The 14,020-nt window shown below is 58.0% G+C and carries 17 protein-coding genes; 4 read left to right on the top strand and 13 right to left on the bottom strand.

Translation table 11 applies throughout. The features are described 5' to 3' along the window. Window positions 1-24: 24 nt before the first annotated feature. From AC07VR_RS14685 to AC07VR_RS14675, 3 genes are all read right to left on the bottom strand, one after another. On the bottom strand, window positions 25-213 hold the full coding sequence (locus AC07VR_RS14685) for a PLDc N-terminal domain-containing protein (RefSeq protein ID WP_494994606.1): 189 nt from the start codon (window positions 211-213) through the stop codon (window positions 25-27). 71 nt (window positions 214-284) lie between these two features. Then, window positions 285-815, bottom strand: a complete 531-nt coding sequence (locus tag AC07VR_RS14680; protein WP_494994605.1) for a hypothetical protein — start codon at window positions 813-815, stop codon at window positions 285-287. A 214-nt stretch (window positions 816-1,029) separates the two neighbouring features. Then, entirely contained in the window at window positions 1,030-1,548 is a 519-nt protein-coding gene (locus AC07VR_RS14675) for an ankyrin repeat domain-containing protein (RefSeq protein WP_495011619.1), read from the bottom strand. A 436-nt stretch (window positions 1,549-1,984) separates the two neighbouring features. Here AC07VR_RS14675 and AC07VR_RS14670 point away from each other — a divergent pair, with 436 nt between their 5' ends. Then, window positions 1,985-2,263, top strand: a complete 279-nt coding sequence (locus AC07VR_RS14670; protein ID WP_495011618.1) for a DUF3509 domain-containing protein — start codon at window positions 1,985-1,987, stop codon at window positions 2,261-2,263. A gap of 98 nt (window positions 2,264-2,361) precedes the next feature. Here AC07VR_RS14670 and mtnC read toward each other — a convergent pair whose 3' ends face one another. The 5 genes from mtnC to aroC all read right to left on the bottom strand — a co-directional run bounded on the left by mtnC (window position 2,362) and on the right by aroC (window position 6,590). After that, window positions 2,362-3,045: an acireductone synthase gene (gene mtnC, locus AC07VR_RS14665; RefSeq protein WP_495011617.1), complete on the bottom strand. Its 684-nt coding sequence runs from the start codon at window positions 3,043-3,045 to the stop codon at window positions 2,362-2,364. A 4-nt stretch (window positions 3,046-3,049) separates the two neighbouring features. Further along, the gene (locus AC07VR_RS14660) at window positions 3,050-3,595 is read right to left on the bottom strand and encodes a 1,2-dihydroxy-3-keto-5-methylthiopentene dioxygenase (RefSeq protein ID WP_495011616.1); all 546 of its coding nucleotides are present in this window, start codon (window positions 3,593-3,595) and stop codon (window positions 3,050-3,052) included. Window positions 3,596-3,695: 100 nt separating this feature from the next. Continuing rightward, window positions 3,696-4,316 (bottom strand): methylthioribulose 1-phosphate dehydratase, encoded by a 621-nt coding sequence (locus tag AC07VR_RS14655; protein WP_495011615.1) that lies wholly within the window; start codon window positions 4,314-4,316, stop codon window positions 3,696-3,698. Beyond that, window positions 4,313-5,458, bottom strand: a complete 1,146-nt coding sequence (locus AC07VR_RS14650; protein ID WP_494994598.1) for an MFS transporter — start codon at window positions 5,456-5,458, stop codon at window positions 4,313-4,315. The genes AC07VR_RS14655 and AC07VR_RS14650 overlap by 4 nt, the downstream gene beginning before the upstream one ends. A gap of 40 nt (window positions 5,459-5,498) precedes the next feature. Further along, entirely contained in the window at window positions 5,499-6,590 is a 1,092-nt protein-coding gene (gene aroC, locus AC07VR_RS14645; RefSeq protein ID WP_495011614.1) for a chorismate synthase, read from the bottom strand. 82 nt (window positions 6,591-6,672) lie between these two features. Between aroC and AC07VR_RS14640 the strand changes: the two genes are divergently transcribed. Both AC07VR_RS14640 and AC07VR_RS14635 read left to right on the top strand, forming a co-directional pair. Then, on the top strand, window positions 6,673-7,671 hold the full coding sequence (locus tag AC07VR_RS14640) for an alpha/beta hydrolase (protein WP_494994674.1): 999 nt from the start codon (window positions 6,673-6,675) through the stop codon (window positions 7,669-7,671). 99 nt (window positions 7,672-7,770) lie between these two features. Continuing rightward, window positions 7,771-8,562, top strand: coding sequence for a hypothetical protein (locus AC07VR_RS14635; RefSeq protein ID WP_495011613.1), 792 nt, complete (start codon window positions 7,771-7,773; stop codon window positions 8,560-8,562). Between the two features lie 56 nt (window positions 8,563-8,618). On the opposite strand, the gene AC07VR_RS14630 is transcribed toward AC07VR_RS14635, so the two are convergent. The 5 genes from AC07VR_RS14630 to AC07VR_RS14610 form a co-directional block, all read right to left on the bottom strand. Further along, on the bottom strand, window positions 8,619-9,482 hold the full coding sequence (locus tag AC07VR_RS14630) for a DMT family transporter (RefSeq protein ID WP_494994595.1): 864 nt from the start codon (window positions 9,480-9,482) through the stop codon (window positions 8,619-8,621). Window positions 9,483-9,842: 360 nt separating this feature from the next. Next, on the bottom strand, window positions 9,843-10,781 hold the full coding sequence (locus tag AC07VR_RS14625) for an aspartyl/asparaginyl beta-hydroxylase domain-containing protein (protein ID WP_495011612.1): 939 nt from the start codon (window positions 10,779-10,781) through the stop codon (window positions 9,843-9,845). Between the two features lie 325 nt (window positions 10,782-11,106). Next, window positions 11,107-12,081: a cysteine synthase A gene (gene cysK, locus AC07VR_RS14620; RefSeq protein ID WP_494994593.1), complete on the bottom strand. Its 975-nt coding sequence runs from the start codon at window positions 12,079-12,081 to the stop codon at window positions 11,107-11,109. A 142-nt stretch (window positions 12,082-12,223) separates the two neighbouring features. Then, on the bottom strand, window positions 12,224-12,730 hold the full coding sequence (locus AC07VR_RS14615; RefSeq protein ID WP_495011611.1) for a DUF2442 domain-containing protein: 507 nt from the start codon (window positions 12,728-12,730) through the stop codon (window positions 12,224-12,226). Further along, the gene (locus AC07VR_RS14610) at window positions 12,718-12,948 is read right to left on the bottom strand and encodes a DUF4160 domain-containing protein (RefSeq protein ID WP_495011677.1); all 231 of its coding nucleotides are present in this window, start codon (window positions 12,946-12,948) and stop codon (window positions 12,718-12,720) included. Before AC07VR_RS14610 ends, AC07VR_RS14615 begins: the two co-directional genes overlap by 13 nt. A gap of 201 nt (window positions 12,949-13,149) precedes the next feature. Between AC07VR_RS14610 and AC07VR_RS14605 the strand changes: the two genes are divergently transcribed. After that, complete coding sequence (locus AC07VR_RS14605; protein WP_495011610.1) at window positions 13,150-13,995, top strand: AAA family ATPase; 846 nt, start codon at window positions 13,150-13,152, stop codon at window positions 13,993-13,995. Window positions 13,996-14,020 lie beyond the last annotated feature (25 nt).

The following is a 14,020-nucleotide window of genomic DNA, read 5'->3' as shown; positions in this document are numbered from 1 at the left end:
AAAGATCGCAGCCTGCGCCAGCCCCTACATATTGTTGCCCCGTGGCCCGGCGATGGCCCAGATGATCAGACCCAGTACCGGCAGCAAGATAATCACCATCACCCAGATGATCTTCATCCCGGTATCGACGCCGCTTTTAAGAATGTTGATGATCGCCCAGATATCCAGGACAAGGACTATCAGGCCGACCAGACCATTGAAAGTGGAACCCACGGTGTCGCTCCTAAGTAATGGCTAACACACTCAGGATAGCCGGGCTTGATAAGGATTCCGTCTGATTATGGTTAGACGTGAATCGCCACTCGTAGTGCTTCAAGGGACGGCGCAGCGTTGATGCCGACTTCGGCGCACAACTCCAGCACCCGTGGCACGTCGTTGCCATACACCAGCACCGCCTGAATTTCGTCATCGAGCAACTGGCTGAAGTTCATCAGCACATAACCACCGTTTTCAGGGTTCATGCTGCTCAGCTGGATCTGGATGCGGTTGAGCGCAGTCAACGCTTCGACTTTGGCAAGCTGTTTGGGTTTGATATTGAACGCCACGCCCGGGCCGAACGAAGCGACTATCCCGGCAAACAGGTCCATATAGGTGTCCGCCTGAAACAACACGGTTTCCGGCAGGCTGCCCACCACGACCCACTCACCCAGCGGGATCGAAAACGTGTCGTCGTAGTTGATGTCCGGATTGGCCGCCAGGAAAGCGTCCGCGTCGGCGTAGGCTTGCGCAGCTTCGTCGGCGATCCGCGCCACTTCATCATCACCCATACACCCGGAGCTGATTTTGCTGATGAGTTCAACGAGGGCGGTTTTCATGGGCGAATCCTGTAACGAAGGAAATTTGAGGGCGCGAAGGATAGCGCATTCGGGGGCAAACCTGTGTAGCAGGCTGGCGCCAGGCTGCGTCCGACCGCGTAGCGGTCGTAAAATCAGACACTGCGATTTTGCAGGTTAACCGAGGAGGCCGGATTTACGACCGCTTCGCGGTCGGACGCAGGCTTCGCCAGCTGCTACGGACAACCTTGAACTCTCAGCCCGGCAACTTTTCCAACTGCACCGTGGTGTCCGCTGCGCCCATGGTTTTTGCGGCGTCCAGCGCGGACACTCCATTGGCATCCCTGGCCTTTGGATCGGCGCCTTTGCTGATCAGGTAGTCGACGATTTGCGTACGGTTGAACATCGCCGCCATCATCAACGCGGTGCGACCGTCAAAGGACGAACCCTCGACCTCGGCGCCACCTTCGACCAGCACTTTGACCACCGGCAGGTCACCTTTGAACGCTGCGCCGGCAATCGGGCTTTGGCCGTTGTCGTTGCGGATCTCCGGATCAGCCTTGTGCTCGAGCAATACCCGCACCGCATCGACGTGCCCGTGATAGCTGGCGAGCATCAGCAAGGTATCGCCCTTGTGGTTGCGCAGATTGACCGGCAGGCCTTTGCTCAGCAGCGCCGCGAGCATGGCCGCGTCGCCTTCACGCGCTTTGTTGAACACCTGCTCGGCAAACTCCGCAGCTTCTTCTTCGGTCATCTGGCGGCTTTTGTCTGACATTCGGGACTCCACATTCTGATCGCAAAGCCGATAGTTTCCCGAGCGGCCTTGCGCCTGTCACCCCTTTTTTCTCAAGGCCTGCCATAGTCAGAATCAATAGCGAAACTTGCCACCTTGAATATCCGCCAGCACCTGCTCGGTCACTAGCACGTAAGTGTCCGATCCCGGCACGCCCCTGACATTTTTTTGCATGAAGCCGACCTCGTTGCGAATCGGCGCACAGCGGTTCAGCGTGTTGCTGCGATCTGAAAATCCCTGCAAACCACGCAAAATGCACGATGCACGATGGCCACTCATGCAAATTGCACGAAGCCGAAATGCCTGTAAAATTATAACTTACTGATTTATATAGTATTTTTTATAGCGGCAATACTGGCACAATCAATGCTCCTATCACTTCACGCTTGCCATTCAAGAGCTAACGGAGCTGATAGACATGAGCCTTATCCAGGAAAAGTTCTCTTCTTTGTTCTCCGACTTCAACGTCACCACCCAGGCACGGCCTGACGGCAGCATTGTGCTCACGTTGTGCAACCGCGAAGGTAAACAGCTCAAACGATCCATTTCTTATGCGCAGTTACATGCCGGTGAGCAACTTTCCAGGGTGATCAGCGCGATTCGCCGCGACCTGGCAGAACAGGCCGGCGAACTGCCAAAGATTTCAATGCTGCAAAGCCAACAACGCTTTGCGCTGCCGACCTATTACTCGGCCTGATTCATCACCCGCTTCAACTGTTCAGGTCGTGAAGCCTTCTGGCTTCACGACCTGATTTCATTTTGGGGTCAGTTCAATCACGCCCCAACCACTGCGGCTTAGAACCCTGACGGATCTATTTGCGCGAAACTGTTCACGTTCAGATGCCCGGCCAGTTCACCGCCATTGCGCACCAGACCGCACGTGGCCATGCCCGCTTGCTGCGCCGCATCCAGCTCCTGGACGATATCGGACAAGAACAGAACGTGCTCGGGCTCGCAGCCAATCGCCTGGCTGATCCGCTGATAGGACTGCGCTTCGCGCTTGGGGCCCGACGTGGTGTCGAAATAGCCACTGAACAACGGCGACAAATCACCGGCTTCGGAGCAACCGAAAATCAGCCGCTGAGCCTGGATAGACCCGGAGGAGTAAACAAACAGTTGATAGCCGTCCTGATGCCAGCGTTCAAGCGCTTCGACCGCATCCGGGTAAACGTGCCCTTTGAGCAGCCCGGCTTGATACCCCTGCTCCCAGACCATCCCTTGCAAGGCTTTGAGTGGCGTCGCCTTACGGTCTTCGGCAATCCAGCTCAAGAGGATCTCGATGACCCGCTCAACGTCTGCCGTCGGTTCACCGCTGTCCTGACGAACTGCCTGCAGTTGCTCAGCCACGTTCGGTTGTTCGGCGTTCTTGCGGACAAACTCCGGAAGGTGTCGGGTGGCATAAGGAAACAGCACCTCAAACACGAAACTCACGGCGCTGGTGGTGCCTTCAATGTCGGTGAGAATGGCTTTGATCGACATCCGCTCAGTCCTCCAGGCGTGGGAAGCGATTGGCGATGTCTTCGCCAGTGAATCTGGCCACCCACCCCTCGGGATTGTTGAACAGGCGGATCGCCACAAAGTGCGGGTTCTCGCCCATGTCGAACCAATGCGGCGTACCCGCGGGTACCGAGATCAGATCATTTTTCTCGCAGAGCACGGCGTACACGTAATCGTCGATGTGCAGGGTGAACAAGCCACGCCCGGCGACAAAAAACCGTACCTCGTCCTCGGCATGCCGGTGCTCATCAAGGAACCTGGCACGCAGCTCGGCTTTTTGCGGGTGATCGCTGTTGAGGCTGATGACGTCGACAGTGATGTAACCGCGCTCGGTCATCAACTGATCGATCTGCACCCGATAAGCGGCGATCACTTCGTCCTGGCTCGCACCCGGTTCGATTCGTGTAGCGGCTTGCCAGCGGTCGAAGCGCACGCCCTTCTCGGCCAGGGTCGAAGAAATATCGTCGAAATGGGTCAGAACCTTGTTCGGCAGTTCCGGGCTGGATACGTGGTAAACGGACAGGCTGCTCATGCTGGCAACTCCTCGGTATCAGCATCGCCTTCCGGTTTTTTACAGACCGGTCAGGTGGTGCGTTTCATCAGGCGGTGAGCTACTTCTGAAGAAGTAAGCGTTAACGGTTAAGCACCGAGCGGGTCTTCAACTCACACTCGAACAAAAATTCAAAGGCTTCGATCTGCCGCAGCGCATCACTCATCCGCGCGCCCCAGGTGTACAGGCCATGGCCGCGGATCAGGTAACCCACGCAATCGGGGTGAGCCTCAAGCCAAGGCTGCACCCTGGCGGCCAGGCGAGCAATATCCTGATCGTTATCAAAGATCGGCACCCGCACTCTGGACTCGTGAGTGGAGATGCCACTGAATGCCTTTTGCAGTTCGTAGTCTTCGAACTCGATAAAGTCTTCGATGGTCAGCCGCGACAGTACGGTGGCGTTCACCGAATGCGTATGCAACACCGCGCCGATCTCCGGGCGCCAGCTGTAGAGCTGGGTGTGCAGCAGGGTTTCGGCCGAGGGTTTCTTGCCCGGTTCCAGGCTGTTGCCGGACAGATCAGTGGCTAATACGTCATCGGGCCCCAACTGACCTTTATGCTTGCCGGAGACGGTCAGCAAGGCTTCGCCGGGCGACAGCCGGGTCGAGTAATTGCTGCTGGTGGCCGGCGACCAGCCGCGACCATAGAGAAAACGCCCGGCTTCGATGATTTCCAGGGCTAGCTGTTCACGGGTAAGGCTCATGGCCTGTCCTCTTGCATACGAGTGGCAATGATAACGGCTGCAGCCAGCGCTGCGAGGCTGGCAATACTAAAGGTCAACGTCGCCCCCAGGGCATTCCAGCTGTAACCGGAATACAACGCGCCCAGCGCGCCGCCAGTGCCGGCCAGCGCGGCATATAGCGCCTGGCCCTGACCTTGCTGACGAGCACCGAAGCTACGTTGCACGAAATGGATGGCAGCCGCATGAAAGCTGCCGAAGGTGGCCGCGTGCAGCACTTGAGCAAACAGCAGCACCCATAAAAACTCAGCGAAGGAGCCCAGCAACAACCAGCGCAACGCGGCCAGCAGGAAACTCGCCATCAGCACGCGACGCACGGAGAACCGCACCAGAATCTTGCTCATGGCCAAAAACATCAGCACTTCGGCGACAACACCCAACGCCCAAAGCATGCCGATCAAGCCACGGGTGTAACCCAGTCGCTCGAGGTGCAGAGTCAGGAAGGTGTAATAAGGTCCATGACTCATCTGCATCAGCCCCACACAGGCATAAAACGCCAATACGCCGGGGCTGCGCAATTGCTTTACAAAACCCTCTCCCGCCAGACGACTGCCCTGGACTGGCTGGGCATTCGGCACCCAGGCGCTGCTGACGACGATCCCGGCCATGATCACCACTATCGCCACCGGATAAATGTCCAGACTCAGCCATTCGAACAAGCGTCCAAGCGCCACCACCGTGATGATGAAGCCGATGGACCCCCATAAGCGGATCTGGCTGTAACGCGAGGTCTGGTCGTTCAAGTGCGCCAGGGTGATGACTTCGAATTGTGGCAACACCGCGTGCCAGAAGAACGCATGCAAGGCCATGACCATCGCCAGCCAGGCGTAGCTCTTGCTGAGGAAGATCAGTGAAAAGCTCAGCAACGTGCAGACCGCGCCAAAACGCACGATCGCCAGTCGGCGCCCGGTGTAATCACCGAGCCAGCCCCAGATATTCGGCGCCACGCAGCGCATCAGCATAGGGATCGCCACCAGCTCGCCAATGCGCGCGCTGGAAAAGCCCAGGTGATCGAAATACAGCGCCAGAAACGGCGCCGTCGAACCGAGCAAGGCGAAATAGAACAGATAGAAACTGGATAACCGCCAGTACGGCAGCGCCGCCACGGCCGTCAGACCGTGGCGACTGGCTGGGCGCCGCCGGCCATTACAGCTGGCCCAGCACCGGTGTGCTCACGCGCACGTCCGCGTTCTGCCCGCGATTGCGCAGCAAGTGGTCCATCAGCACGATGGCCATCATCGCTTCGGCGATCGGCGTGGCGCGGATGCCGACGCACGGGTCGTGACGGCCCTTGGTGATGACATCCACCGGATCGCCGTGCACATCAATGGAGCGGCCCGGTGTGGTAATGCTCGAAGTCGGCTTGAGGGCCAAGTGCGCAACGATCGGCTGCCCGGAGGAAATCCCGCCCAGAATGCCGCCGGAGTTATTGCTGAGGAACCCTTGTGGGGTCATTTCGTCACGGTGCTCGGTGCCGCGCTGGGCGACACTGGCGAAACCGGCACCGATTTCCACGCCCTTGACCGCGTTGATGCTCATCAGTGCATGGGCCAGTTCAGCGTCGAGGCGGTCGAAAATCGGCTCGCCCAGACCCGGCATCACGCCCTCGGCGACCACGGTTATCTTCGCACCGATGGAGTCCTGATCACGGCGCAGCTGGTCCATGTAGGCTTCAAGCTCCGGCACTTTGTCCGGATCGGGGCAGAAGAAGGCGTTCTCTTCCACCGAATCCCAGGTCTTGAACGGGATTTCGATCGGCCCCAACTGACTCATGTAACCGCGAATTACGATGCCCTGGCCGGCCAGGTATTTTTTCGCAATCGCGCCGGCCGCCACGCGCATGGCGGTTTCCCGCGCCGAACTGCGACCGCCGCCGCGATAATCGCGTTCGCCGTATTTATGGTGATAGGTGTAATCGGCATGGGCTGGACGGAACAGACCCTTGATCGCCGAGTAGTCCTTGGACTTCTGGTCGGTGTTGCGGATCAACAGACCAATCGGGCAACCGGTGGTGCGGCCTTCGAAAACCCCGGAGAGGATTTCGACTTCATCGGCTTCCTGGCGCTGGGTAGTGTGGCGGCTGGTGCCGGGCTTGCGCCGATCCAGATCGCGTTGCAGGTCGTCCAGCGACAGCTCAAGGCCCGGCGGGCAGCCGTCGACAATGGCGACCAACGCCGGACCATGGCTTTCGCCAGCGGTGGTGACAGTGAACAGCTTGCCGTAGGTATTGCCGGACATGCAGGGCGCTCCGCGAAATCAGCTCAAAAAACCAAAGGCGCCAGTATACGCAGGCTGCCTCAGTAGTTCATCCTCGAACCTTATCGGTGCCTGCGAGTCCAACCTGCACCTTGTCCATGATGGCGCGATGATGCTGCGAGTTCTTGTCTTGAGCCTTTCCCTGTTTACCGGCCTGGTCCAGGCCTCTGTCCTGCAACGCCCGCTCAGTCTGGACACCGGTAACGGCGAATTGTATGGCTCGATGTTACTGCCAAAATCCGACGCACCGGTGCCTGTGGTGTTGATCATCTCAGGCTCCGGCCCCACCGATCGCGACGGCAACAACCCCGAAGGCGGGCGCAACGACAGCCTCAAACGCCTGGCCTGGGTGCTTGCCAAACACAACATCGCCAGCGTGCGTTACGATAAACGCGGCGTCGCCGCCAGCCTCGCGGCCACCCCCGACGAACGCAATCTGACCCTCGACGACTATGTGGCCGACGCCGTGGCCTGGGGCAAGAAGCTCAAGGCCGATCCACGCCTGGGTAAATTGATTCTCCTCGGACACAGCGAAGGGGCGCTGATCGCCAGCCTCGCAGCGCCTGAAGTGGATGCCGCGGCGGTGATTTCCGTCTCCGGCAGCGCCCGCCCGATCGACCAGGTATTGCGTCAACAATTGAGCTATCGCCTGCCAGCACCGTTGATGCTGCGCAGCAATCAGCTGCTCGACAGTCTCAAGGCCGGGCACGTCGTCGACGACGTGCCAGCACCACTGCTAGTGATTTTCCGCCCCAGCGTACAGCCATATCTGATCACGCTGTTTCGCCAGGACCCGGCGGCGGCCTTCGCCAAACTGAAGATGCCGGCCTTGATCATCCAGGGCAGTAACGACATTCAGGTCGGCGTCGGCGATGCGCAAATGCTCAAGGCGGCCAAACCGGACGCCGAACTGGCACTGATCAGCGGCATGAACCACGTCATGCGCATCGTGCCCAACGATATCAGGCGCCAAATGGCCTCTTACAAAGACCCGCAACTACCGCTGGCTGCGGAGTTGGGCGCGCATATCTTGAGCTTTATTGAAGGACTTCGCGCCAGTTAAGCGGCTTTGCCCCTCCAGTCCTGAAAAAAACGGCCGATAAACCATTGCCGGCAGTTCACTTGCAATCGGCAAGCAGGACTTGGACAGGATTTCGCCGTTATGACTGATACCCAGAATTCACCCGAAACAGCAGCCGATGAAACCGCCCCGCAAGCGGTCGAACTGCCGTGGGCGGACGTCCAGGTCGAGCACCACAAGATGCTCCGCCTGGCGCCGCTGCAAACCGATCGCGCCACCGGCGGACGGCCTTTACGCTTTGTCGAATTCGGCTACGCCGAGCGCAACGGCAAGGACCACAGCCTGCTGCGGATGAATATCCAGTTACCGGGCCAGCGGGTTCGCAAAGAGCAGAACTATCTGGACGTGTGGGTCGATCACGCTACCCGCCGGGTGCGTTTCAGCCCTGAAATCGGCTTGCAGATCGAACCCTGGAACCGTGGAATCGGCCGTTTCCTGATGGCTCAGGGGGTCACTTGGGCGCAGAAAAAATGGTCGAATTACCGCGTCGATGGCATGGATCTGTCGAACAAGGATGCCCTCAATGAGGACACGCGTCTGCGCCGTGATCACTTTTTGCGCATCCATGGTTTCGATGTGGTTTACGCCGATGTCCAGCACCTGAAGGGCAGTGTGAAAGATGTGCTGGTCAGTGAGCTGCGGGGAAACTGGAACACTGAAAAGCTGCAGTTCGTAGAAATTCTCGAAGCCGCGCAGATGCTCCAGCAAGCCGAGCAAAACCTGGCGGAACAAGAAGTCAAACTACGCCAGCAGGAAGAAAAGGTCAGCAAGTTCAAACGCGAAGATATCGGGTTGCGCTTCACCATTACTTGCCTGGTGGCGTTCTCGGTGTTCCAGGCCGGGTTGTTGATCTGGATTGCTACCCATCGTTAATCCACTTGATCGGCAGGAGCCTTCGATAACGCCAAAGGCTCCTAAGCCGCCTCGAATCAGCTCGTTTTACGGAACACAAACACCAGACCGACGATGATCAGCAACATGCCGAGCATGCTCAGCGCCGCCAGTTTGTTGCCGAAGAACAGATAGTCCATCACCGCTGTTACCGCCGGCACCAGATAGAACAGACTGGTGACATTCACCAGATTGCCCCGGGCGATCAAGCGATACAGCAACAGGGTCGCCAGCACCGAGACCACCAGCCCCATCCACAACACCGGCACGATAAAACCCGTGCTGTGTTCAATGTGAAACGGCTGGAACGGCACAAACACCCCGCACAACAACAGGCCCGCCAGGTATTGGACTGGCAGCGTGCCCAACGGGTTATCGGTAATGCGCTTCTGCATGATCGCGCCGAACGTCATGCTCGCCAGCGCCAGCAAACCGAAGAGCATCCCGGCCAAGGACATACCGGCCAGGCCAATGCCCTGATAAACCACCATGACCAGACCTGCCAGCCCAAGCCCCAGACCGAAGATCCGGCGCCATGAACGCTGACGCTCCATCAGCACCACGGTGAGGATCGGTTGAACGCCCATGATGGTGGCCATTACCCCGGGGGTGACCTTCAAGTCGAGGGCCAGCAGATAGAAAATCTGATAAGCCCCCAGCAACACCACGCCGGTAGCCGCCGCATAAAGCATCGGTTTGCCGCCACGGGGCAGTCTCAATTTGAGCAATGGCATCAACAGCACCAGCCCGAACAGCGCAATGGCGAAGCGGATCAGCAGGAAGGCAAACGGTGAAGCGTGGGCCAGGCCCCATTTAGAGAAGATCGCCCCGCTGCTCCAGAGCAGGACGAACAGGCTCGTCGAGGCCGCCGCGGCCGCGGATTTTTTCGAAATGACAAACATGGATACCACCTGTAGTCAGGCAAAAACGCCAACTCAGCAAACGCTGAAATTCAGTAGTTTTTTTCAGACGGGCACAGGGAACAGCAAACGAAGCTGATCAGCCCGAAATGCCAACGCCTGGCGGTGATACGACTGCGCACACCGGCGTGCTACTGACAGGTGGGGGGTAATGACTGATCTGCGCAGGCTGTTGACCCCCGCACGGCACGACGCCAGCGTTGACCGCTGAATCGACTACCGCGTTGATGAGGGAAACCGGCATGTGCTGATCTTTTTGAGGGAAATCAAGGTGGATGTTGAAATGCACCGAGCGCCGACTATAACCAGCGCTCGATGCCTATTGCAACGACTTGCAACGACTTAGCCAAACAACCAGTAACCCAGCAACGTCAGCACCACCACCGCCAGCACCGGTCGCAGGACGCGATACAGTTTGGGATTGCGGCGTTTCCATTGTTTGACCACGCCACTGAAGCGGTCACTGGAGTTCTTGGTCCAGGCGTAGGCCTGGTTGATCCCGCCGACGCGTTCGTCGTCGAGATTCTGTGGTGCCGTGGCGCGGCCCAGCACGCCACTGACCCAGCGATTGATGCGGGTCATGAGGCGGCTGCTCAGGGGACGCTCGATGTCACAGAACAGGATCACGCGGGTCTTCTCGGTTTCGTTCTTGACCCAATGCACGTAGGTTTCGTCGAACATCACGTCTTCGCCATCGCGCCAGGCGTAGACCTGACCGTCAACGAAAATCCGGCAATCGTCGGAGTTCGGTGTCGACAGCCCCAAGTGATAACGCAACGAACCGGCAAACGGATCGCGGTGCGGGTTGAGGTGGCTACCGCCCGGCAGCAAGGCAAACATCGCGCCTTTTACATTGGGAATACTGCTCAACAATGCCACGGTTTTCGGGCAGAGCACATTGGCCGACGGCAGCGGCTTGTCGTACCACTTGAGGTAAAAACGCTTCCAGCCCTTCTTGAAGAACGACCCAAAACCGGCGTCGTTGTTCTTCTCGGCAGCGCGGATGTAGCCCTCGTCGAACAAGTGCATGGCTTCGTCGCGGATGACTTCCCAGTTGTCTTTGAGTACATCCAGTTCCGGGAACTTGCTGCGATCCAGGTACGGTTTGGATGGCACGCCGGAGAACAGGTACATCAAGGCGTTATAGGGCGCGAACAATGCCGAATGGTTGACGAATTGACGCAATACCGGCAAACGCGCCTTGCCGCGCAAATGCACATAAAGCGTGCTGCCCAGGAACAGCAGCAACACCGACGCCTTGGCGGCAAAGGAAAAGGTCATGCAACAACTCCTTGAAAATAGGCAACTCTGTGCTGCGTCATTTACCCGGCATGGCAGCCGGGCATGATAAACACTACCGGCCTCGGGAAAAACCCGCATAACTCAACATTCAGTGTTAAGGGATACGCAATAAAGCACTTATTAACATAAGGCGGTTGAATGGGAGCTGATGTGGGTCAGCACAATTGTGCCCAGACTGTTTGCGACCGCTTCGCGATCGATCGCGGGCAAGCCTCGCTCCTACAGGGATCCGCCGCACCATAGGAGCACTCCTTGCCCGCGAAGGCGTCCTCACAGACGCTAAAAAACTATCGACACAAGATCGTTACTGCTGATTTTCCTGTTCAGTAAACAAATCGCTGAACAACATGCTCGACAGGTAACGCTCACCCGAGTCCGGCAGGATCACCACAATAGTCTTGCCCTGCATTTCCGGGGTTTCGGCCAGCCGCGCGGCGACGGCCATGGCCGCACCACTGGAAATACCGCACAAAATCCCCTCTTCCTGCATCAACCGTAGCGCCATGGTCTTGGATTCTTCATCGCTGACCAATTCGACCCGGTCGACCATTGACAGATCAAGGTTATTCGGCACAAATCCGGCGCCGATGCCCTGGATCTTGTGCGGACTCGGTTTTATTTCTTCCCCTGCGAGCTTCTGAGTGATGACTGGTGAGCTAATCGGCTCCACCGCCACCGACAGAATCGGCTTGCCCTGGGTGTTCTTGATGTAGCGAGACACCCCGGTAATAGTCCCGCCGGTGCCCACACCCGCCACCAGCACGTCTACCGCACCGTCGGTGTCATTCCATATCTCCGGGCCGGTGGTTTTTTCGTGGATAGCCGGGTTGGCCGGGTTATCGAATTGTTGTGGCATGAAGTACATCGCCGGATCGCTGGCGGAAATCTCGGTAGCCTTTTCGATGGCGCCTTTCATGCCTTTGGCAGGGTCAGTCAGCACCAATTCGGCACCCAGCGCCTTGAGAACCTTGCGTCGTTCGATACTCATGGACGACGGCATGGTCAGCACCAACTTGTAACCGCGAGCTGCCGCGACGAACGCCAGGCCGATACCGGTATTGCCCGAGGTCGGCTCGATAATGGTCATACCAGGCTTGAGCTTGCCGGTGCTTTCGGCGTCCCAGATCATGCTTGCGCCAATCCGGCACTTGACTGAATACCCTGGATTACGCCCTTCGATCTTGGCCAGAATCGTCACGCCACGGGGGGCGATGCGGTTGATCTGTACCAGGGGCGTATTGCCGATGGAGTGGGCGTTATCAGCAAAAATACGGCTCATGACTGGGTCCTTATGCAGCATTGAAGAAGCCTTCAAGGGTATGCCTCGTGCTCATGGGCGTCCAGTCAGCCGAGCGACTGTCGTGTAGAACAATCAATGGCTTAATGCGACTTGAGACTAACCAGCACAACGCATCGGTTGACTAGTTTTTGCGGGTCACTTGATAACGGCCGGTTTCTTCGGCTGCTTGCAGAGCGGGCGATGCCAGCTCCTGCAACGAGTCCCAGCCCAGACAGGCCAGCGCCAGAGACCGAGGCACCGGCTCGCGGCCGTTACTGTAGCGGGAGATGCTACGCGTACTGACCCCCAGCGCTTCGGCGGCCTGGCTAAGTGGCAACCCGGTACGGGCTCGCCAGCCGATGAAGATCCGGGTGTTTTCGTCTGCAGCATTCTGCGCCAGAGCATCCAGGTACAAGGTGTCGGCGCCGATCTGAATGTCCAGCTCCGGCCATTCCACGGTCCAGCCGTCATCACCCAACTCTGCGCCAGCAAACGCTTGCCCATCCTGCAGCGGCAACAGCCCCGGGAATTTACTCGGATCGCTGCTTAAATCCAGGGTCAATTGCTGACCATCGATAAAGGTCAATGCCAGTCTGCTATCAGGCAATACCTGCACGGCCGCCAAGCGTGGCCGTTTCATCGATACCATAGTTTCCACTCCTCCAAAAGTTGCTCGCGATGCGCCCTTACCCATTCCAGCGCTTCCTTCTGGATCAGCGCGGGAGCATGGCCCGCCATCACTTCCACTGTTTCCAGGCTAATCATTACATCCACCCCGCCACCGGTCAGATGAACGTGTGGCGGTAAATGGTCCTGTTCCCGCAACTGAATACGGTATTTGTCGCGAAATCGATATTTAGTAGACATGCCGAGCAAGCTATAGCCAAAATGGCGATACATCAATACTGGCTCCCCGCCCTGACTGAGTCAAGATGTGACGCCCCATTCAGAGACTGAATGGGGCGTCTGCGTTCACAGTCGACCGGGCACCGCGTTATAGTCGGACATGACTTTTACTTCGCCCGCCCTGCTTTGCTCAGGTCGGCGTTACCGTTCGAGGATTTGCAGATGAAGTTCGAAGGCACCAGCGCATACGTCGCCACCGATGACCTGAAGCTTGCGGTCAACGCCGCCATCACGCTGGAGCGACCATTGCTGGTCAAGGGCGAACCCGGCACCGGTAAAACCATGCTCGCCGAGCAAATGGCCGAGTCCTTCGGCGCGCGGTTGATCACCTGGCACATCAAGTCCACCACCAAGGCCCATCAGGGCCTTTACGAGTACGACGCGGTCAGCCGCCTGCGTGACTCGCAGCTGGGCGTGGACAAGGTCCATGACGTTCGCAACTACCTGAAAAAGGGCAAGCTGTGGGAAGCCTTCGAGTCCGAGGAGCGGGTGATTCTGCTGATCGACGAAATCGACAAAGCCGACATCGAATTCCCTAACGACCTGCTGCAAGAACTCGACAAGATGGAGTTCTACGTTTACGAGATCGACGAGACCATCAAAGCCAAAAAGCGGCCGATTATCATCATTACCTCCAATAACGAGAAAGAACTGCCGGACGCCTTCCTGCGCCGCTGCTTCTTCCACTACATCGCCTTCCCGGACCGCATCACCCTGCAAAAAATCGTCGACGTGCACTACCCGGATATAAAGAAAGATCTGGTCAGCGAAGCGCTGGACGTGTTCTTCGACGTACGCAAGGTGCCGGGGCTGAAGAAGAAGCCGTCGACCTCCGAACTGGTGGACTGGCTGAAACTGCTGATGGCCGACAACATTGGCGAAGCGGTGCTGCGTGAGCGCGATCCGACCAAAGCCATCCCGCCGCTGGCAGGCGCCTTGGTGAAGAACGAGCAGGACGTGCAATTGCTTGAGCGTCTGGCGTTCATGAGCCGTCGCGGCACTCGTTGATACTTCTTTTTTACGATCTCAAGGG

It is taken from the genome of Pseudomonas sp. GW821-FHT02H09 (assembly GCF_059421425.1).
The sequence above is the reverse complement of the archived record's forward strand: the minus strand, read 5'-3'. Positions and strand labels throughout refer to the sequence as shown.